At 54.6% G+C, this 20,127-nt stretch carries 23 protein-coding genes and 1 rRNA gene; 14 read left to right on the top strand and 10 right to left on the bottom strand.

What is annotated here, in order from left to right:
* Positions 1 to 21: 21 nt before the first annotated feature.
* The 5 genes from rrf (at position 22) to R0135_RS14780 (ending at position 4,266) form a co-directional block, all read left to right on the top strand.
* A 5S ribosomal RNA gene (rrf, locus tag R0135_RS14760) occupies positions 22 to 137 on the top strand.
* 494 nt (positions 138 to 631) lie between these two features.
* A complete protein-coding gene (locus R0135_RS14765; RefSeq protein WP_407347681.1) occupies positions 632 to 964 on the top strand; it encodes a hypothetical protein in 333 nt (110 codons plus the stop codon).
* A gap of 7 nt (positions 965 to 971) precedes the next feature.
* Positions 972 to 1,559 (top strand): type IV pilin protein, encoded by a 588-nt coding sequence (locus tag R0135_RS14770; RefSeq protein WP_407347682.1) that lies wholly within the window; start codon positions 972 to 974, stop codon positions 1,557 to 1,559.
* Positions 1,560 to 1,660: 101 nt separating this feature from the next.
* Positions 1,661 to 2,677 carry a hypothetical protein gene (locus tag R0135_RS14775; protein WP_407347683.1) on the top strand — a complete coding sequence of 339 codons (1,017 nt, stop codon included), beginning with the start codon at positions 1,661 to 1,663 and terminating at the stop codon, positions 2,675 to 2,677.
* Between the two features lie 125 nt (positions 2,678 to 2,802).
* Positions 2,803 to 4,266 (top strand): M20 family peptidase, encoded by a 1,464-nt coding sequence (locus R0135_RS14780; protein ID WP_407347684.1) that lies wholly within the window; start codon positions 2,803 to 2,805, stop codon positions 4,264 to 4,266.
* A gap of 4 nt (positions 4,267 to 4,270) precedes the next feature.
* On the opposite strand, the gene R0135_RS14785 is transcribed toward R0135_RS14780, so the two are convergent.
* Positions 4,271 to 4,879: a thymidine kinase gene (locus R0135_RS14785; RefSeq protein ID WP_407347685.1), complete on the bottom strand. Its 609-nt coding sequence runs from the start codon at positions 4,877 to 4,879 to the stop codon at positions 4,271 to 4,273.
* 128 nt (positions 4,880 to 5,007) lie between these two features.
* On the opposite strand from R0135_RS14785, the gene R0135_RS14790 reads away from it, so the two are divergent.
* Together R0135_RS14790 and R0135_RS14795 are read left to right on the top strand one after the other, a co-directional pair.
* Entirely contained in the window at positions 5,008 to 5,871 is an 864-nt protein-coding gene (locus tag R0135_RS14790) for a tetratricopeptide repeat protein (RefSeq protein WP_407347686.1), read from the top strand.
* 143 nt (positions 5,872 to 6,014) lie between these two features.
* Positions 6,015 to 6,470 (top strand): hypothetical protein, encoded by a 456-nt coding sequence (locus tag R0135_RS14795; protein ID WP_407347687.1) that lies wholly within the window; start codon positions 6,015 to 6,017, stop codon positions 6,468 to 6,470.
* A 113-nt stretch (positions 6,471 to 6,583) separates the two neighbouring features.
* Here R0135_RS14795 and msrB read toward each other — a convergent pair whose 3' ends face one another.
* Entirely contained in the window at positions 6,584 to 7,150 is a 567-nt protein-coding gene (gene msrB / locus R0135_RS14800) for a peptide-methionine (R)-S-oxide reductase MsrB (protein ID WP_407347688.1), read from the bottom strand.
* A gap of 108 nt (positions 7,151 to 7,258) precedes the next feature.
* Here msrB and R0135_RS14805 point away from each other — a divergent pair, with 108 nt between their 5' ends.
* A complete protein-coding gene (locus R0135_RS14805; RefSeq protein ID WP_407347689.1) occupies positions 7,259 to 7,930 on the top strand; it encodes a TIGR00730 family Rossman fold protein in 672 nt (223 codons plus the stop codon).
* Here R0135_RS14805 and R0135_RS14810 read toward each other — a convergent pair.
* Complete coding sequence (locus tag R0135_RS14810) at positions 7,923 to 8,321, bottom strand: CBS domain-containing protein (protein ID WP_407347690.1); 399 nt, start codon at positions 8,319 to 8,321, stop codon at positions 7,923 to 7,925. The genes R0135_RS14805 and R0135_RS14810 overlap by 8 nt on opposite strands.
* Positions 8,322 to 8,413: 92 nt before the next feature.
* On the opposite strand from R0135_RS14810, the gene R0135_RS14815 reads away from it, so the two are divergent.
* Positions 8,414 to 8,911 carry a SixA phosphatase family protein gene (locus tag R0135_RS14815; RefSeq protein WP_407347691.1) on the top strand — a complete coding sequence of 166 codons (498 nt, stop codon included), beginning with the start codon at positions 8,414 to 8,416 and terminating at the stop codon, positions 8,909 to 8,911.
* Positions 8,912 to 8,940: 29 nt separating this feature from the next.
* Here the strand turns inward: R0135_RS14815 and R0135_RS14820 are convergent, their stop codons facing one another.
* On the bottom strand, positions 8,941 to 9,918 hold the full coding sequence (locus tag R0135_RS14820) for a glutathione S-transferase family protein (protein ID WP_407347692.1): 978 nt from the start codon (positions 9,916 to 9,918) through the stop codon (positions 8,941 to 8,943).
* A 104-nt stretch (positions 9,919 to 10,022) separates the two neighbouring features.
* Positions 10,023 to 10,919: a LysR family transcriptional regulator gene (locus R0135_RS14825; RefSeq protein WP_407347693.1), complete on the bottom strand. Its 897-nt coding sequence runs from the start codon at positions 10,917 to 10,919 to the stop codon at positions 10,023 to 10,025.
* A 108-nt stretch (positions 10,920 to 11,027) separates the two neighbouring features.
* Between R0135_RS14825 and R0135_RS14830 the strand changes: the two genes are divergently transcribed.
* The 5 genes from R0135_RS14830 to R0135_RS14850 all read left to right on the top strand — a co-directional run bounded on the left by R0135_RS14830 (position 11,028) and on the right by R0135_RS14850 (position 14,519).
* Positions 11,028 to 11,870 carry a pirin family protein gene (locus tag R0135_RS14830; RefSeq protein WP_407347694.1) on the top strand — a complete coding sequence of 281 codons (843 nt, stop codon included), beginning with the start codon at positions 11,028 to 11,030 and terminating at the stop codon, positions 11,868 to 11,870.
* 223 nt (positions 11,871 to 12,093) lie between these two features.
* Entirely contained in the window at positions 12,094 to 12,231 is a 138-nt protein-coding gene (locus tag R0135_RS14835) for a hypothetical protein (protein ID WP_407347695.1), read from the top strand.
* On the top strand, positions 12,228 to 13,553 hold the full coding sequence (locus R0135_RS14840; protein ID WP_407347696.1) for a dicarboxylate/amino acid:cation symporter: 1,326 nt from the start codon (positions 12,228 to 12,230) through the stop codon (positions 13,551 to 13,553). Before R0135_RS14835 ends, R0135_RS14840 begins: the two co-directional genes overlap by 4 nt.
* A gap of 8 nt (positions 13,554 to 13,561) precedes the next feature.
* Positions 13,562 to 14,212, top strand: coding sequence for an MBL fold metallo-hydrolase (locus tag R0135_RS14845; protein WP_407347697.1), 651 nt, complete (start codon positions 13,562 to 13,564; stop codon positions 14,210 to 14,212).
* The gene (locus R0135_RS14850; RefSeq protein WP_407347698.1) at positions 14,205 to 14,519 is read left to right on the top strand and encodes a DUF2288 domain-containing protein; all 315 of its coding nucleotides are present in this window, start codon (positions 14,205 to 14,207) and stop codon (positions 14,517 to 14,519) included. Before R0135_RS14845 ends, R0135_RS14850 begins: the two co-directional genes overlap by 8 nt.
* A gap of 43 nt (positions 14,520 to 14,562) precedes the next feature.
* Here R0135_RS14850 and R0135_RS14855 read toward each other — a convergent pair whose 3' ends face one another.
* The 5 genes from R0135_RS14855 to R0135_RS14875 form a co-directional block, all read right to left on the bottom strand.
* Positions 14,563 to 16,305, bottom strand: coding sequence for an amidohydrolase (locus R0135_RS14855; RefSeq protein ID WP_407347699.1), 1,743 nt, complete (start codon positions 16,303 to 16,305; stop codon positions 14,563 to 14,565).
* Positions 16,306 to 16,378: 73 nt separating this feature from the next.
* Positions 16,379 to 17,824, bottom strand: a complete 1,446-nt coding sequence (locus R0135_RS14860) for a M48 family metalloprotease (RefSeq protein ID WP_407347700.1) — start codon at positions 17,822 to 17,824, stop codon at positions 16,379 to 16,381.
* Positions 17,814 to 18,476 carry a hypothetical protein gene (locus tag R0135_RS14865; RefSeq protein ID WP_407347701.1) on the bottom strand — a complete coding sequence of 221 codons (663 nt, stop codon included), beginning with the start codon at positions 18,474 to 18,476 and terminating at the stop codon, positions 17,814 to 17,816. The genes R0135_RS14860 and R0135_RS14865 overlap by 11 nt, the downstream gene beginning before the upstream one ends.
* Positions 18,473 to 19,159, bottom strand: coding sequence for a hypothetical protein (locus R0135_RS14870; protein ID WP_407347702.1), 687 nt, complete (start codon positions 19,157 to 19,159; stop codon positions 18,473 to 18,475). The genes R0135_RS14865 and R0135_RS14870 overlap by 4 nt, the downstream gene beginning before the upstream one ends.
* Positions 19,131 to 20,126, bottom strand: coding sequence for a VWA domain-containing protein (locus R0135_RS14875; protein ID WP_407347703.1), 996 nt, complete (start codon positions 20,124 to 20,126; stop codon positions 19,131 to 19,133). Before R0135_RS14875 ends, R0135_RS14870 begins: the two co-directional genes overlap by 29 nt.
* Position 20,127 lies beyond the last annotated feature (1 nt).

Raw genomic sequence — 20,127 nt, forward strand, 5'->3', positions numbered from 1 at the left:
GACCCCCGACATGCCAGTTTGCCTGGCGACCATAGAGCATTGGAACCACCTGACCCCATCCCGAACTCAGCAGTGAAACGATGCATCGCCGATGGTAGTGTGGGGTTTCCCCATGTGAGAGTAGGTCATCGCCAGGCGCCAAAAAGGAAAGACCCCTGTAGCTTCGCTGCAGGGGTTTTTGCTTTTAGGATGCGGGGTTCTCTTTTACTACAACGGGTCATGTGAACGCGCCTGCACCACCGGTGCGGGGAGCTGGCACCGAAGGTGTGCCAATAAACAAATGTCGTGGTCCTTCTCTAGATAAACTTGACTTAGATACTCGGGTATCGGATTCTCTTCGCCCATCAATCGATGGGACTTGCGGGTACAGGGTGACACGGCCTTGTTTTCGCCAATACATGCTATGAATGAATGTCTGAATCATACCGACCTCGATGCAGATTTTGTTTGCGCGGTTTGCGGTAGATATTTTTGCGAGGACTGCGTGGGGGAGCGTTTTTATCCTCGCCCTGGCTATATCTGCCACGAGTGTTCTGGTGAAAAACCGGCGGAGCCCACACCGCCGCCGCCGGAGTACCCGGGCAAGGCAAGTAAAGATGATCCCGACGCGAGGTCGGGGGGAAAGTCTCTTATGGCGCCACCGCTTGAATGGGGTGTTATAGGGTTTTGTTTGATTCTGATCCTTGGATTAGCTGGCTACCGCTATGGGCAGGGGGAATGGGTGCCGGTACTTGTTTCTGACCAGCCGGAAGATTTGGCGACCTACTGTTTGAGCGTTCTTAATGCCTTGGAAGCGAAACAAGCGGCAGTCACCTTGAGTGATGTGCTGGCAGCTTGCCCAGAACCAATCATTGTGACAAACGATCCTGAGGCCATTCTTGTATCTACGCCGGACGCTGAACTTTATGGGTTTAGTGAGATTGAGGTTGAGCTCAATCCACTCACACTGACAGTAATGGAGTAGCTTTGACGTGACACTGAATCTCTCACGATCGACTTCTACTCATCGAGGCGGTGCTCAGGCACAGGGCTTCACCCTTTTGGAAATGATGGTTGTTTTGGCAATTGTTGGGGTACTTGCATCCCTTGCGCTGCCTACCTACAGATCTTACGTCGAGCGGGCGGAGTTTGTAGAAGTCACTTCGTTTATGGGTGAGATACGGACCGCCCTGCAAATTGAGGGTGCTGGAGGCGCTGATTTCCCCACGGTGTTGCTAGGGTCTCAGTCAAGAGTAGCTGCTCGTCAATCCGGTGGCCAAAGGGTTAGACGACGGGACTCTCGTGTAACCACGGAGAGTGAATTCATCGATGAGTACTACTATGACTACAACCTTAATCGCGGTTGGGCATATGTGGTTCTCCGCCTGAATCCTGATAAAGTTTCCGAGTGTCGGGGGCGTTGCATGCTTCACGTTGCGGCAAAGAAAGTGGGTAGTGAGGTACGCACCGTGTGTGGACGCTGGGGACAGGCCCAGTGGCCGGATCCTTTCCCTGTGGCGGTTCTGCCTCGAGAGTGTCAAAGCACGTGTGTGCGCTGTGAGCTTCGCCAGATGCGATGAGGCTTATACCTTCGTCCGCAATTCATACGATTAAATGTCTGGATGAGTAGTCCGCAGCGTAAGCTGCCCCCTCCGTTTAATGCCGATTCTTAAGGTGCCCAATGAAGAATGTACTCATCGTGTCGTTGCTGGTGATGCTGGTTGGCGTCGGCATTTGGGTAGTTCACGATGGTCGTTTACCGTTTAATGGCGGTCAGAGCGCGAGCATTCGTGACGGTACTCCTCAGCAGGAGCCGTTGGCGACCGAATATACCGGCGTCGCGGCGGAATTACTGGCAGTGCTCGATTATGACCTTCTGCCTGAAGCATCTGGCCTTGGCGTGTCAGGTTTAGATCCACAACGTCTATGGTTGATTAATGATAGCGGCTCGCGATCAGAGTTGGTGGCATTGGACCTTGCTCGCCAAAGCTTCACCCGGATAAATATTCTCGATACACCGAATAAGGACTGGGAAGATCTAGAAGTCTTTCGTTATGAGGGGGTGCCTTGGATGGTCGTTGCCGATGTCGGTGACAACAAAAGCCGCCGCGCTAAGGTGACCCTGTACTTCCTACCCGAGCCTGTCGCTGATGAGCGACGTGTGCGGGTTCATACGACGATGACCTTGTCTTATCCTGATGGCCCAAGGGACGTGGAGAGCATAGCTGTCGACCCATTGACCAACACGCTTTATCTGCTGAGTAAAAGGGATCATTTCCCCAGACTTTACGCAATAGCACTCCCGGAACTGGGTGAGCAGCGATCGTTTATCGTAGAGCCCACATTGCTAGGTGAGATTCGCAGTATTCCAGGGCCCACCAAAGACGAACTCGAAAGATTCCCAAAGTATGGCAAAAACCGGGCCCAACCCACGGGAATGTCGCACTTGCCTGATGGGAGTGGTGTAGCGCTACTCACCTATGGTGGGAGTTACGTTGCACCCTTGGGTCCGGATAGAAACTGGCTGCGAGCGCTCAACGATTCTCTGTGCCCTGTTCCCAGGCCTGAGCTGAAACAGGCCGAAAGCATTGCTGGCGACCTGGAAGGACGAATCTATATCACCAGCGAGGGCAAAGAGTCTCCGCTATTGCGACTGAAGCCGGCGCGGGGCTGTTTTCTGAACGAGAACCCGGGCTGAAGCGCAGAGGCAGTGTACTGCCAATTGGCGGTATGGAGGGGTCTTGGGCCGTGCTATGAGCCGGGCTGGGTGCCTTAAATGCGCTATTCTTCAATCCCGCAAATTTGCGAGTACCTGGGTGTTTTATGAAACGTTTGGTTTTGGTCTGTTTAGCTTTGCTGCTCGTTCTTGTGCTGGTACTGGTGTATCGAGCCGAAACCCATTTCACCGAGCAAAGTGCTGGCGCGGTCTCGTCGCAGGATCTACCTGACCTTGATATTGCGGCTGCCTCTAGCCGACTCGCAAAAGCCATTAGCTATCCGACGATCTCTTACGATAACCCTGATCGCCGAAACGATGCAGCGTTTATTGGCCTGCGCGAACACATGCTAGCTAGCTTCCCCAGAGTGTACGCAGCCGCACCACCACGACTCCTGAACGAACATAGTTTGTTGTTCAAGTTTCCGGGCTCCCGCTCTGATCTGAAGCCTGCACTGTTCATGGGTCATGTCGATGTTGTGCCGGTGGATTCCGCGACCGCTGATCAGTGGCGGTTTCCTCCTTTTAGCGGGGCCATCGAGGATGGGGTGATTTGGGGCCGCGGCGCCATGGACGACAAAGTCACGGTATTTGCCCTCCTCGAAGCGATGGGGTCACTGCTGGAGTCCGGCTTACAACCCCAAAGAACACTGTATTTTGCCTTTGGCCACGACGAGGAGATCGGAGGCCCCATGGGGGCAGCGGCTATGGCGGAACTGTTGGAAGACGAAGGCGTTGAGTTTGAATTTGTGTTGGACGAAGGCGGCGTGATTACACAAGGGTCGTTTCCCGGTATCGAGGCACCTGTAGCACTGGTCGGTATTGCAGAAAAGGGCTTCGTGAACCTAAGACTCACGGTGAATGCTCCCGGAGGACATTCTTCACAGCCACCCGATCACACGGCCGCGGGGATTTTGAGTCAAGCCATCGTTGCCCTGGAGTCTCATCCATTCTCCAGTGATCTTCGGTACACGAAGATGACTATGGATTACGTAGGTAAGCAATCCGATTTTATGACGCGTTTGGTGATGGCAAACCTCTGGCTATTCGAGCCGGTGGTTGCCAACGTGCTGGCTAAAACACCGGCAACGGCAGCACTCACTCGAAGCACCATTGCAGCAACGATGTTAGAAGGAAGCTCCAAATCCAATATCCTCCCGACTCGCGCTACCGCGGTGGTCAACGTGCGGATTATGCCAGGGGACAGCGTGGCTTCAGTGAGGGAGCATTTTGTTAATGCGATTGCCGATCCCCGCGTAGAGGTCAGCACCTTCATGGAAAACGAGCCCTCAGCGGTATCACCTACGGAGAGTCTGGGATACCAACTCATCCAGAAAAACATTCGAGCGATGGATGAGTCTGTGCTCGTTGCACCTTATCTGGTTATCGGAGGCACGGATTCCAAGCATTTTTACAGTCTGTCCCCCAACATATACCGCTTCATTATGGTTAAGGCTGATGCTGAGGGTCTCAAACGCATACATGGTGTGAATGAGCAGTTGCCGGTAGAAGATTATCGCAGCGCGATCCAGTTTTTTAGGGCTTTGTTAACTGACGCCGCACGCGCCTGACCGCTCAAGCTCGATGAAAAATTTCGTTAAAGTGTCGGCGGCACAGCGAGACGTAGCGATCATTGCCACCGATTTCTACCTGAGCACCATCGGTAACGACAGACCCATCGGCATCCTGGCGCACCACCATGGTGGCCTTCTTGCCGCAATGGCATATCGTTTTAATCTCTTTTAGATTGTCAGCCCAGGCAAGGAGATACTTGCTCCCCTCAAAGGGTTCGCCGCGAAAGTCAGTGCGTAATCCATAGGCCAATACGGGAATTCGCATTTCGTCGCAGACACGTCCCAGCGAGAAGACTTGTTCCTTGGTGAGAAACTGCGCTTCATCAATGAGTACGCAGTCGAGTTTTTGTTGCTCATTCGCATCACAGATGATCCGGAAAATGTCCGCCTCACGATTGAAGATGTGCGCATCGGCGCCGATACCGATACGCGATGTCACTCTTCCACTACCGAAGCGATCATCTAGCGCCGGTGCCAAAATCAGCGTGTGCATTCCCCGCTCGGCATAGTTGTAGCTTGACTGCAGCAGGGTCGTTGATTTGCCCGCGTTCATAGATGAGTAATGAAAGTACAGCTTCGCCACGATTTCTCCCGGAGGTTGCTTTTGCATCTATAGGGGCCGCGGGGCTTGTGCCACCCACTGCCGCTGTGTGTGACGCTAGCATGCCACACTCACAATGGTGAAGCCGCTGTTACACATGCATACTCTTGCCTTGATTGAAAATCAGAGTTTTGGCGATGGGGATACTGACTAAAATTGAGCGCGTGGCTCGCCAGCTGCGGATGTTTCTTATTGTCGCTGTGGCGTTGAGCTCTGCCGCGGTACCTTCTGCGGCGGCTGAATCTCCACTCTACAGTTATGGGAAGGCCTGTAAAAAAGCTCTTCCTTTCTATCGGCAGGGTTGGGCTGAGATCCTCGAGAAGGGGCGTTGGACAGAAGCTGAGCGTCTTTACAGAGAGGCCGTCGCTGTCGCGCCGGACTGCGTGATTGCGAAAAGCGTTCTGGGACGAATCACCGTCGACGCTGCAGAGCGCAAGTCACTGATCACTCAGATACAAGCTTCTATGGAGAATGTAGATCCCCACGGTCGGTTGATACTGGAGCCGTACTTAAAGACGCTTATTCTCATCAGTGCTCGAGATACCGCACAAAGTCTTAGCGAGGACTTTCGCGGTGATCTAACGAAAGCGGCAATAAGTAACTACCAGATTTTTCTTGAGCATTACCCCGAAGAATGGGCTGTGCGCGTTGAGTACATTGAATGGATTCACGCCGAGCAGGGGCCTCAAATGGCCCTGGAGGCAATCCAAAAGATGTCACAAGAGCGTCCGGGCGACGGCGCTCGCTTTAGTTACTTCCCCGCGTATTTTCATGCGGAACTCGGCGCATACGAGCAAGCGACTGAGCTTGCCCGGCAGTTTGTGCAAGGGTTGGGTCCTGGTGATTGGCCTCAGGAGCACTACATTAACGCGTTTATTGCTTATCAGCTCGGCGACTACAGCGCTGCATCTCAGTCGGTCAAACAAGCCCTGGTGCTCGACCCCAGACATCTTATCGCCGAGCGTCTTAGCAAGAAGATTGATGCAGCTATGGCACCTTAGTATCCACCAGAAGATCCGGTTGAGGAATTCAAGTGCCTGACTACAAATTGTGAGGGACTTAACGGACGCGACCAGGATTAAGTAGTATTTCTCCACCCCGCCAGCTGGTTATAATCAGCGGCTGAAATGTTGAGGAATAAGGCATGATGAACAAATTTGCGATAGTTGCCGCTGCTGGAATTTTGCTCACTGCTTGCGCCGGGCGCAGCGACCACCAAACCTTCTATCATGCCGAACAAGGCGACTACGATGCTGCACTACAGGCCGCAAAAGCCGCCCAAGGCAGTGGTCTGGATGGATTTTTGTTTGGGTCTGGGGCAAGTCAATGCCGTGATTACAGCGCCGTGGTCACGGTGTATGTGGCAAAGGGGGACTTTACGGGTGCGACAGAGGCCTGCCGGGATTACGACAATCAGTGTGCTGTTGTACCCGATGCGAGCCTCTGTTTTAACTACCGACAGAGTGACCTGAATTCCGCGAAGTCCGATGACAGTATGGCGACACAGCTCAGCGAGGCAGCCCGTGAGGCACTCCATTTTCGCTGGTTGATGATTCGCGACGACTACGAGGGAAAAGATCTCAAGCGGCCGATCTACTAGTCGGTTCTGCTAATCGCTTCTACTAGTGAGTGTAGATCGGTTTGCTTTTGAATTATTTCCCCTACAGCAGTGGTAGTTGACCGCGTGTTTGCCTGCGCCGGTGGTAAAGCTGCTTAGCTGTTCTTGGCTACGAAGCGCAGCGCCACACCGTTGTTGCACCACCGCTCTCCGGTAGGCGCTGGACCATCCTTAAAGAGATGTCCGTGATGCCCGCCGCATTTTGCACAGTGGTACTCCGTGCGCGGCAGAATCAATTTGAAGTCCTTTTTGGTTTCCAGCGCATTGGGTATTGATGTGAAGAAGCTGGGCCAGCCAGTGCCGCTGTCAAACTTCATCTGGGATGTGAACACGGGTAAGTCGCACCCAGCGCACACAAACACACCCTCACGTTTTTCGTCGTTTAATTCGCTCGTGAACGGTCGCTCTGTAGACTCTCGGCGAAGCACATCATAAGCCAGGGGCAGAGTGAGTCGCTCCCGCCACTCGTCCTTACTGAGCTTAAGTTTGTCCTCTGCGCTCACAACCGTGAAGCCCTCGGGTAGAAGGGTTCTCCATTGCGACTGGATTTCGTCAAGCATCATGCTCGCCTTATTATTCGCCCAAAGTATCGGCGCCGACAGTGTTGCCGTTGCCCCTAGTGCGACCTTGGTGATCGCGGATAAAAAATCACGTCTTTGCATAAAAAGATAAGACAGCGTTATTTCCGAATAATTCCATTTACGCTTGTTCCGTTACTATGGATTGCTGCAGTGGACTGTAGATTGCTCAAAACAGAACGGTGACGAATTATGAGTCTGAAAGAAGTACCTCCCGCCGCGGGAAGCGGTTTGAGCATTGATGAGTTGGATCGCATCGAGCGGATCAGCGGCGAGCTGCGCAACGGTATTGGGGCACTCGGTGATATTGGCCCGGCGGTAAGTATTTTTGGATCCGCCAGAGCGAGGGAGGATAGCTGGGAGTACCGTAGTGCCTGTTCTTTAGGCGAGTTATTGGCTGAGGCAGGCGTGTCGGTGATAACCGGCGGTGGGCCCGGCGTTATGGAGGCCGGCAACCGAGGCGCACGTTCTGGTGCTGGCCGCTCCATAGGACTTAACATTACGCTTCCACGGGAGCAGCTAGCGAACCCTTACCTCGACACCGATATTGCGTTTAATTATTTCTTCACGCGAAAGTTCATGCTCATTCGCTATGCCATGGGTTTTGCGATTTATCCCGGCGGATTGGGCACCATTGACGAGCTTTTTGAATTACTCACTCTGGTACAAACGGGAAAGCTTCAGCCATGTCCGTTGGTTCTTGTGGGACATGACTACTGGAGCGGTCTTTACAACTGGCTGGTGCGCGAGAGTGTGAGTCGTGGCTACATCGCCCCGGAAGATCTTGACCTGGTAGAAGTGGTGCCCGACGAGGAGGTGGCCGCGGCGGTACTTCTGGATAAAATTCGAAGTCGATCTACTTAAAATCCTGTACCGCCTTGAGCAGTTGTCGGCAGGTGATTTGCCCAATCAAACGGCCGTTCTCTACCACCGGACGCCGACGCTTATTATTCATGAGCATGTCCTGCGCGACGTCGACAATGTCTTCATCCGGGTGGGCGACGATGAGATTATCGCTGGCCATGTAATCGCGCACTATGCCGGTGGATGTATTGTTATATACGGCCCCCAGGATCGATCGGAGGCAGTCCAGCTCGGAAAGAATCCCTACCAAGCTGCCCTGGTCGTTCACAACGCAGAGCCCAGATACACGGTTTTCGATAATGACTGCCATGGCATCGCTTAGGCTGGCATCGAGGTGCACCGTGGCTGGGTGAGGCAGCATATAATCGCGAAGGCTGACGGATTGCAGCATGGGTTAAATTCTCCCCGGGTTCTGTATTCACATTCTCTCAGTATAGACATGAAACTGCACAGGAACACGAGTGTCACGATGGAGATGCGATCATGAAGACGCTGCACCTTATGCGCCATGCAAAGTCGAGTTGGCAGGCACCAGCGCTTGCAGATCACGAACGTGAACTCAATGAGCGAGGTCGCAAAGACGCGCCGCGTATGGGGGAGGCCCTGGCGAAGATCCTGACGGCAGAAACGGTGCACTGCAGCTCCGCTGTGCGGGCACGTCAAACCTTAGCGGGCCTATGTGACGGTTGGCCTGCAATGAGTGCGGAATCTCACGATATTGACGACCGCCTATACACTTTCGATTATCAAGACTTGCTGCTCTGGCTTCAGAGCAAAGCGAGCGAAACCGAAAGCTGTTTTCTCATCGGACATAACCCGGCAATCACAGAGCTATGTAATCAGCTTGTGGGAAGAGCAGCGCTTGATAATCTCCCCACAGCGGGCTACCTGCAGTTGGAAATCCCGGTTGCTTCCTGGAGCGACGTTCGTGATGGAATTGCCACGCTGGTTGACTGGCAATTCCCCCGGAATTTGTCTTAAACGACAAACATTCGTTTTGGCGTTGGCGTTTAGGCGGCTGCAGGTTCTTCTGCAAGTGCTGCACGTCCATGGGGTCGCGCGTAGTCAATATCTGGTCCCAGCGGCACTACCGCAGTGGGATTAATAGTGCCATGCGAAGCGTAGTAGTGCGTCTTGATATGAGAGAAGTCCACTGTGTCCGCCACACCTGGTAATTGATAAATGTCCCGGACGTAGCCGGAGATGTTTGGGTAATCCTCCAGACGCTGACGATTGCACTTAAAGTGACCGTGATACACGGCGTCAAAGCGAATCAGTGTGGTGAACAGTCGAATGTCCGCTTCCGTCAGGGTGTCCCCGCAAAGATATCGGTGATGAGCGAGGTGGGCGTCGATATGGTCGAGTTCCGCAAACACTTCTGCGTAGGCCTCAGCATAGGCATTTTGGCTTGTGGCAAAGCCAGCGCGGTAAACACCGTTGTTAATTGCCGGATAGATCCGCGAATTCCAGTCATCGATGGCCTGTCGCAAAGCACTTGGGTATAGGTCCAGGTGATTGCCGGTGAGATCGTCAAAGGCCGCACCCAGCATGCGAATGATTTCAGATGACTCATTGTTGACGATGGAGCTCGTTTGTTTGTCCCACAGAACAGGCACAGTGACCCTGCCGCTGTAGTCCCGCTGCGCAGCACTGTACACCTGATGCATGAGTGCATGCCCTTGAGCGATATCGCCGGTGCTGCCTTCTTCGGTCACGAAGGTCCATCCATTTTCGAGCATGATGGGGCTGACTACGGATACATCGATATGCGATTGCAGATCTTTGAGAGTACGCACGATGAGTGTTCGGTGAGCCCAGGGGCAGGCAAGCGATACGTACAAGTGATAGCGTCCGGACTCGGCGGGGTAGCGGTCGTCCTCACCGCCGATACGCTGCCGAAATTGTGCGTCTTCGCGCACGAATCGACCGCCCGATGCGCTGGTGTCATACCATTTGTCTTGCCAGACGCCGTCTACAAGTAAGCCCATGAGAATCTCCCAACTGAAGTTTTGGTGTTAACTGAACGTGAGGAATGACTCTACTTTCGACTTAGAGCAAAGAAAATCGCAATAAACGAGATGCTTCATTCGATTTAATCGAAACCACTACTATTTGCAGCGCTTTTAATTAGCAGTTGACCCAGCCGGCATGTAGCGGGACCCGCCTTATCTGGATCTGCGTAGGTTAAAAACAGTGACGCTCGGCGTCTGGCGCCGCGCTCCAGGGGAAGTTCACGCAGGCGCCCGCTGGCTAGTTCATCGCCAATACGGGTCACGGGGAGCCAGGCAAAGCCCATGCCCCGGGTAATCATAGTGATGGAGGTCGCGACATGGCTTACCGTCCAGCGCTGCTCCGCGCCGAGCCAACCCGAGTCGATGCGCTGTCCCGTCGCTGAATCGCGGACTACGATTTGGCGTTCCGATGCCAGATCCTGCAGGTTTAGAGGGCGCTGCAGAGTTTGTAGCGTGTGCTCTGGGTTTGACACGGCAATAAATTCCACGTCCATCAAGGCTTCCCCGAGGAACCCCTGAGGCACCTCTCCGGCAACCAGAAGATCCACATCCCCCTGCAGCAGGCGCTCGGCCCCGCCGGACAATACTGTTTCTACAAGCTCGACCCGGGTGTAGGGAAACTCCGTAGACAAATGCTCAAGTGCCTCCGCGAGACAGTGTTGGGGATAAACTTCGTCAATAGCGACGCGTAATTCGGGTTCATCGCCCTGGGCGAGACTTTCGGCAATGGTTTCAAGTTGTTCTGCCTGATCGATGAGTTGACCGGCGCGACGCAGCATCAGTTCACCAGCGTCGGTGAGCTGTGCTTTGCGTCCCACCACTTCCAGAAGCTGTAGATCCAGCTGATCCTGCAGCTTGTGGACTGCGTGATTGATACTCGATTGACTCTTGTGGATGGCCTCTGCAGCTTGGGCGAAGCCACCGTGTTCGACTACCGCCCTAAACATCCGCCATTGCTCTAAGGTGCTGCGACTCATCGTTAGATATCATCCTTCGAAAAACTCGAACGTTGTTTACCAGATTAAGCAATATTCTTACGATTTAACAAGCGTTATTGTGTCTCATTCTAAGCGCAGGAGATCAATATGAACCGCAAACTGACACAGGTTTTGCGTGCCCAGCCCAGTACGGACGGCGCCGGTGTGGCCATTCAAAGAGTCGCAGGTTTTGAGCAGAGGGGGATGGACCCCATTCTCATGATTGATGAACTTCGCTCGGAGCATCGCGAAGATTTTGCCGCGGGTTTTCCGCCACATCCGCATCGCGGAATGCAGACGCTCACTTACATGAAGCATGGGGGAATCATTCACGAGGACAGCCAGGGCAATCGTGGGGAGATTCGAGGCGGCGGTGCCCAGTACATGAGTGCAGGTCGCGGAATCATCCATTCCGAGATGCCGACCCAGGACACTCTCGGGCTCCATGGTTTTCAGCTGTGGTTTAACTTGCCGGCGGCCGAGAAGATGCAGGCGCCGCGCTATCGGGACCTGCCGCTTGGCGAACTCACTCAGGGCGCGGGCCCTGGATTTACTGTGACCGCGATTTCCGGGGAGTGGAATGTTTCCGGTATGCAGTCGATGGTCGGCCCTCTTCAGGAATTGGCAGCTCAGGCAGCGTTGGCTGATTTCAATCTTGATGCTGCGGCAGAACTCACTTTGGAGACAGGCTCCGGTGAATCTGTAATGGCCTACGTCTACAACGGCAGTGTTGATGCAGACGCGGTGAATCATTCCCGGCGTCAGTTATTGTTGTTTGGCGAGGGAGAGCAGTTGACGCTCAAGGGCGGATCCACGGGCGCGGGCTTGCTGGTTTTGCGTGGCCGTCCCATCGGTGAAAAGGTTGTTCACTACGGCCCCTTTGTGATGAACACCGAGGCTGAAATAGAGCAGGCGATTCGCGATTACCAGTCAGGGCAGTTCGCCGCATAGCCATTCAGTGAGTCAGCACGAGGCTGCAAGCTTTGTACAATGGTGCTACTCTTGCAGCCCTTTGTGTGTCGGATAAATCATGCGTTTTCCCTTGCTAATCAGCGCATTAACGCTGGCGACCCTCGCTGGGTTCCTCACAGCTTGCACGACCCCTACGAAACCTGTGGAACCAGAAGTGGTCCCGCTCACATCCTGTGACGGGCCTCGGCCCCAGGTCTGTACGATGATCTTTGCCCCGGTTTGTGCAACCCGCGCCGACGGCAATCTTGAGACCTACGCCTCGGGCTGTAATGCCTGTGCCGACGACCAGGTGTCGTCCTACCTTAATGGCGCCTGCGAAGACGAAGGAAACAGCTTATGAGCCTGACTAACCGAATTCTGCTGGGCATGCTTGCGGGCATCCTGCTGGGCTCTTTACTGAATCTCATCGGCCACGGTAGTGCGGTCGATGGCACTCTCAGAACCATTATTGATGAATGGCTCGTCGGTGGTGTGTTTGATGTTATCGGCCGAATTTTCGTTGCTTCTCTAAAGCTGTTGGTGGTTCCCCTCGTTTTTGTTTCTCTGGTGTGTGGCTCAAGCTCGCTGGGCGACAGTGCTCGCATGGGGCCTATCGCCGGTAAGACCTTGTTGTTCTATCTGGCTACCACAGCCATTGCGGTGACCGTGGCCCTGGTTGTTGCCGTATTTATCGGTCCGGGCAGTTCGGTGCAACTTGATAGTAGTGCGGCTTTCGTTGCCACAGAGCCGCCACCCTTGAAAGAGGTTCTGGTCAATATCTTTCCGGCCAACCCCATTAAGGCCATGGCCGATGGTGAAATGCTGCAAATTATCGTGTTTGCGCTGCTTTTCGGATACGCCTTGTCCCGCGCCGGGGATGCCGGACGTCGAATGGCGACTTACTTTAGTGACCTGGAAGTGGTCGTAATGAAGATGGTCGGCGTGCTCATGGCGTTTGCACCCTGGGGCGTATTTGCTCTACTTGCTCGCCTGTTCGCAGAGATGGGCCTTGGGGCTATTTTGGACCTTGGTGCCTACTTCCTTACCGTGCTGGGAGTGCTGATTTTCCACGGCACAGTGACCTATGGACTGATACTCAAAACCTTCACGGGCCTGCCACCCAAAGTAATGTTGAAAAAAATGCGTTCCGTCTGGGCCTTTGCATTCTCCACGGCCTCTTCCGGTGCAACGCTGCCTATCACGCTACGAACGGTGGAAAAGAAACTCGGCGTACATAACTCTGTTGCCGGTTTCACTATCCCTCTCGGTGCGACCATCAATATGGATGGCACCGCAATCATGCAGGGCGTGGCCACCGTTTTCATCGCACAGGTTTATGGCTTCGATCTGAGCATGACGGCTTATATCACCGTTATTCTTACGGCAACACTTGCCTCCGTGGGTACTGCTGCGGTACCGGGTGTCGGCTTAATAACTCTGGCAATGGTACTTGAACAGGCAGGACTGCCAGTGGAAGGTATCGCTCTTATTATCGGCGTTGATCGTCTTTTGGACATGGTTCGAACTATGGTGAATGTAACCGGCGATGCGACAGCCTCGGTGGTTGTTGCCAGGAGTGAGGGGCAGTTTGATGAGGAAGTATTCTATGATCCGGATGCTGATGCACACCCCGAAAGCGCCGTAGCGGATTCAGACGCAGCGGTTGCCGGATCTCGGGCGTAGCCACGCGTATGACTATCAAGGTGACTATTGTTCCTGTTACGCCCTACCAGCAGAACTGCTCAATACTAAAGTGCGAAACGACCGGTAAAGCTGCGATTGTTGACCCGGGTGGTGACATCGAAAGGATTCTGGCTGCGGTTGAGCAGCTAGGCGGTACCGTAGAAAAGATCATTCTTACGCACGGCCACATGGATCATTGCGCCGCGTCAGATGTGCTGAGGCAGCAGCTGTCTGTCCCGATTGAAGGCCCTCACGAGGGTGATCGCTTTTGGATAGACAAACTTCCCGAGTGGTGCAAGATGGCGAACTTCCCTGTAGCAGAGGCCTTTGAACCAGATCGCTGGTTGGTGGCGGGCGATACCGTGACCGTCGGCGCGCAAACCCTGAAGGTGTTTCATTGCCCGGGGCACACGCCGGGTCACGTTGTCTTTGTACACGATGCGCAGCGTGTCGCCTGGGTTGGCGATGTGATTTTTCAGGGTTCCATTGGCCGCACTGACTTTCCCCAGGGCAACCACGACCAGCTGATTAGCAGTATCCGCAATACCTTGTTTCCCCTGGGTGATGACATCACCTTTATCCCCGGTCACGGCCCTACATCTACCTTCGGCCAGGAGCGCCAAAGCAACCCCTTTGTCGCTGACGAACGTTATGGCTGATGAATCTCAGCAAGATCAGCGTCGAGCTGACTTTCTTGCACAAACTGCCCAGATTGCGTTTACTGAACTGCAGCGATACTTCGCCGCGGGGCGTCTGGTCAAGGTTAGCGACGGGCTTGATCTTGTAGAAGTCGCGGTGCAACTGTCCCAGGACAACGCCAAGCAGTTTGAGCAATGGTTGGAGCAGGGAAAGCTGGACGGCGTCAACGATGAGCAAGCGACGCTTTGGTTGAGCGAAAATCGTGTGCTCTGGGCAGTGGTGGCCGATCCCTGGGTGTTGGTTCAGGAGCGAAACAGCGCAGCCTAAGTACCTGGCGCAGTCTTTTTGATCTTCCTTTGCTGCGATTAGGCTACGGTATTTTTACTGGGCGCCCTTCAAATACCGTGCCCCAAATGGAGACATTGCGGAGCCCGATGATGCCTACTTCATAGGGGTCTTGTTCCAGCACGGTAAAGTCCGCACGTTTGCCGGCACGAATGGAACCAATCTCATCTTCCCAGCCCATCACCCATGCGGCATCAATTGTGATGCCCCGAAGCGCGGCATCAAGACTGATGCGCTGCTCCTGCCCAGTTGCATTTCCGTTAATCGTGATTCGATTTGTGGCTGTCCAGGCGAGCGTCAGTGGTTCCATCGGTGCCATAGGCGCGTCAGAATGCAGCGCTAGCGGGACACCCAGTCGTTCGGCGGAACCCAGTCGTACCATTTGCGCACTGCGATCGGGACCCAGCCAGGCATCGCCATAGAGGTCTGAGAGAATGTAGTGGTAATAGGGGTTTGCTGAGATCACCGCACCTAAGTCTTTGAGTTGACGAACCTGCTCCTCGGTGGTGTAGGCAAAGTGTTCGAGAGTCAGACGATGATCTGCGCGAGGGTGCTCAATTTGTAATTCCCGGAGCATGTCGATGAGAGCCGCTGCACTGGCATCGCCATTGGTGTGCGCATGAATTTTATAACCGGCTTTCCAAAAATGCGCGCCCCAGGCCTGAGTCACCTCCAAGGGCGCCATCCACTGACCTTTGTGCCCATCCAGATATCCCGGAGGACCCATCTGTGCCAGCCCGCTGTAGATTGCGCCGTCCATCATCAGCTTGAAGTGCCTGTCGACCATTACGCGCTCGGAGTTACTGTCTCTCCAGCGATCGATCTCCTGCTCAGCTTGTGCCGGACTGCGACCCCGGGCCAGAAAGTCCGTAATGATCGGCGTCATAATGATACGTATTGGAGCGTTGGTATCTGCGACTGCTTTTCTGATCAGCGCGAGCTCCTGTTCCGGGTTACCAAAAATCCCCGTACCCATATCCAGCGCCGTGGTGACGCCTCCGCGATGTGCCATAGCCAGAAAGTTTTCCATACCCTGCAAGAAGCGTGTTGGCTCGAACAAAAAGCCGAGCTTGGGCACTAGCGCCTTTAACCCGTTTTCCCAGAAGTGCCCGCGCTCCCAGTCGCTCTCATGAAGTTGTCGTACCTGGGCTTCGCTCAGTGCAAGCTCGGCGATAGCGGCGTCGTTGAGGATCAGTTCATGAAAAGAGCGATGCCAGAGCATTACCGATTGATTGGGAAACCACTCGCTGAGTTGCTCTCTATATACGTCGCCATGCCATAGCGGGTGATAGCCCCAAACAATAAATGGTAAAGGACCCTCATGCGCGGCGACCAGTGCGCGCAGTCGGGACTCAAAATCCTCGGGGGTCAGTGCCCCCGGGAAGCTTCCAGTGGGTAAATCCCAGTCATCCGGCGCGAGGAAAGGGAGTTGGGTGAGTACCGCCGGAAGCGTCGGATGAACGTGGGGGTCGATAAATCCCGGGGACAGTACTTTCTTGTCAAAGCGCCTGTCGATCGCATAGTCGCCAAGCGCCGGGGTGCTCTGCAATTGTGCAAGGTCGCCCACGGCCACGATACGTCCATCGTTTACTGCGACAGCGGTGGCCACCGGCTGCCCCGGGTCCATGGTGATCACTTTTGCGGCGGTGTAGATCACCTGCGCCTGAGCGACGCCAGTAAAGCTCAATACGATAGCAACACCCAACGCCGCCAGACACCCTGGAGTTCGGGCGGGGCGATCGCTGTTTGTGTGTTTCAGGTGATGCATAAGCAGCCAGCCTTGCGACACTGTGGTAGCAAGTAGTCTAGCGGTAAATCGCTGCGTAGGCGTACCTCAGCGCTTATTGAATGACTTTGATCCAGTCCCCCGTACGAGGCTCGCCCCGAGGATAAAAATCATTGATAAGTCGCAGCTGCGCCTCGGCATCATCAATACGGGCACTCGCTGCAAGTGAGCCCACATCGGCACCTCGGGGTACCTGTATGTAGCGCACATAACGTCCATTGCTAGAGCTTTTCTCTTTTGGGTGCATGGCGCGGAAACTCTGGATTAATGCCAATAGCTGCGCGTCGCTGGCCGAAAAGTCTGTCGCTTGGGCTTCGAACATGTAAGTGAGGTTACCGAAGTGGATCACAGCCAGACGTTTGTCTTTACCGCTCGCCGCGGCAATGGCTGTATAGCCATCCAGCCCACTTTGCTGAAGGGTTTCTCCGGCGCGGAGGTCGCCTTTAGCGGAAGACTCCAGCACTGCCTGAGGCGTAGCGGCCGGATCCTTTCGGCGTAGGGTGATCGTGAGGCTGGCGCTGCCGTCCGGTGCCGCAGCGACAACTGCCTGGGCACCCGGTGTGACTGCCCAGCCCTCAGGTTGCTCGATAGTGAAGCCGAGTTTGTTGTGATAGTAGCGATCGTCGGCGCGCTGTCCTTCAACGCTCTCGCCCCAAACAAGACCGTCGGTGACCCGACGAAATTCTCCGGGCTCTTCGGGGCTTTCTATGTAGGTGCCATCGTCAAGTTCATTGGCTGCACGAATCACTGTTTGCAGGCGCTTGTCGTTACGAGGGTGTGTTGCATAAAGGCCATGATAGGTAGTGCCACTCTTACCCGCGGCCTTGGCCTTCAGGCGCATAAACTGCTCCTGGTTTTTGAGTACCCCAATGACGTCCAGCAAGGCCTCGGGTTCGTAACCGGCCTTATACATGTACTCGGCACCCAGTCCGTCAGCCTCGAGCTCCATATCCCGGCCATAACCGCTAATGAGCTCGGCTCCGTACATGTTTGAGGCCTCGTACACAGCGCTGCTTCCCGTGAGTACATAGGCGGTGGTGGAGAGCACCTTGCTGGTGACACCAGCGGTTTTTCTGCGCCCGTGATGTCTTGCGGTAACGTGAGCGATCTCGTGCCCAATAACACCGGCAAGTTCGGCTTCGGTGTTGAGATAAGCGATAAGTCCGCGGTTGACGTAAATGAACCCGCCGGGCGTGGCGAAGGCGTTAATTTCCGGAGCGTCGATGACCGCAAAGGTGAATTCACGCTTGGGCATATCGCTTTCGGCGACCAACCGCTGTCCGATTTTATCCACGTAGGCCTGTAGCTCCGGATCCTCATAGAACGCGCCCTCCGCAAGAAACTGGTCGTACATTTCCTGACCTGTCTCGCGCTCACCATCGGCGCTGGACATCACCACGGTGGCACCGCCGGTTGCCGGGTTGATGGTGCAGCCCGGCAACGCAGCGAAGGTGGCGCCAAGCGCCGACGCCAGAACGAGGTACTGGAGCTTAGTGTTCACTGGACAGGAACTGCAGCAATTGATCCCCCAGGCCGTCACAGGCTGTGCCCTGAACCGGCGCGATGATCGGGATGGGTACCACCACCGCCGGCATATAAGATTGCCCGCTGGTACTCGCGTTCAAGCGGCCCACTTCGGCCTTGTCGGTAAAGTCCCAAATGGTCGCTTCGTAATCTGATGCATTACCCCAGGTGCCAAAACCAAAGCACCCAGCGCCCCCGGGTCCGACGCCACAGGTCATAGAGCCCGCGGAATTTGTTTGCACTGTACTGCCATCCACCCAAATCATGTACTCGAGTTTCAGATCAGTTAAGCGTTCCGCCACTGGCTCCTGCTGCACCAGGCGATCTATATCCGCCGGGCGAAGCGGGGCGGTGCGAGGCTCGAACCAGGGATATAAGTTGTTGATAAACTCGATCTCATCGATGATTTCTATGCTGGAGTCTCGGGCCACCACGTGGTCGGCAATACATTCAATAAAATCGAATTCAGTCTCGTAGTCACTGGCGTGTCGGCGGCCCAAAATAACGACGGTCGAATCGCCTATGCCCTCTATGGGTTCATTAAAGACCATTTCGTCTACGGTTGATGTGACACACCCGGTTAGCAGTGCCCACAGTCCAAGCCCAATAATGCGAAGTGTGTGCCTCATCGGGTGGCTACCGCCGCACGCCGTTGCTGCAGCTCCTCGAGCCATTGCGCCACCTCCGGGACCTTATGAAAACTAGTGATGAAATGCGCGCCGGCATCACGCAGTGCCACCACCGCCGCGAGGTTTACCGCGGCCTCATCACTTTGAAGGAACGCTGTCGGTGTTTTTCCATAGGCGGTCATGGTCCACTCGGCGATGGGGTCTCCATTGGTTGTGACCAGCTCAAAAGCGTAGCGCATCCAAATCTCATACACCTTAACGTTGGTGTGCGCAGGGATAGCGTATTGCAGCTCGTCTACGCGGGGGATCAACACCGCGTCAACGATGGGATTCATCTGCTGTGGCGCCGGCTTGCCGTCCATCTTGGTGATCCCGGTGAACATGTTGTTCAGCAATTGGCTCCACATCTGCACCTGGGCATCACCGGTTTTGACGATCCAGGTAGATTCGGCCCGGCCTTTGGCCTCATCAAAAAACTCATGTCCTACAAACTCCGGCTCATACCAGACGCCAAGGTTAACCGGTAGCGGCTCCATAAGCGGAGGCGGGAAATTGCCCACAACGACGACCTCTTTGGTGCCACAGCTCGCCAGAAACACCAGCGAGAACAGCAGCCCCACAAAAGCAGGGCCACGGCGAAGAGCGTCATAGCTGTCAGGGCCTGAAGTCATTAAGTCCGACAAACGTGCCTCCGTTGCGATAGGTCAGCTCGCGCATAAGTGCAGCAAAGCGTATCCCGGTGGTCTGCAGATTAGCTGCCCGGATAAATTGTACGGGGAAGCCCACTGCATGGATTCGCACTCGCCGCTGGCCATCCGAGGCCTCGCGATTAAGTCTCTCTACAGTGTCCACTACTTGGCCTATAGAGTCCCCAGTAAATTCATCACCGAAGACGTAAATACTAATCTTTTTGTCCGGGTCGTAAAAAGTGTTGATTGCCGCAGTAATTCCTTCAACGGGAGACGAGTTACTAAACACGTTCCAGTTGCGAAGGTTCTGCATAATGACCCGGCGACGCCCGTCGGTGTCGGGAATCCACTTGCCACGGTAACGACTGAACATATAGTTGCCCATATCGTTCATGATCTGGATGCCCTTCACATTGGGGTAAATGTTCAGCGTCGCATCGATCTCCTGCATCATTCGGTCCCAGGCGTAGGAAAACATCGATCCTGAAGTATCAATAACAAAGATGATGTACTCGCTGTCAACGGGAATCCCTCCGATGAGGTTGCTCGTGACCTCCAGACCCGCCATGAGTCGTTTTTGCTCCTCGGTGAGAGACTGTCGGGCAATGGCCAGTTGTTCAGTGATTATTGAGTTAGTACTCGTCTCCACCTGCAGGCTGTCGTAGCGGGACTTGGTTGATGCCAGCTGCCCGCGTAAGATCGCGATACGCTCCTTGTACTCAGACAGCTGTTCTTTACGCGCGTTCAAATCCCGGTTGAGGAACCGCGTCTCGCCACGGATTTCAAAGAGCTGTTCCTGCAGGTCGGCTACCAGTCCCTCCAGATTGACCGTGGACGCCTCAATAATTTGTGGCTGAACGGTCTTGGTAATCATCAGGAGCAGAATCACCGCGCCAAAGCCGCAGCAGATTACATCCAGAAAGGACAGGGTGAACTCCGACATTTCGCGACGTTTACGCATA

The sequence above is a fragment of the Congregibacter variabilis genome, assembly GCF_045689235.1.
Taxonomy (GTDB): Bacteria; Pseudomonadota; Gammaproteobacteria; order Pseudomonadales; family Halieaceae; genus Congregibacter; species Congregibacter variabilis.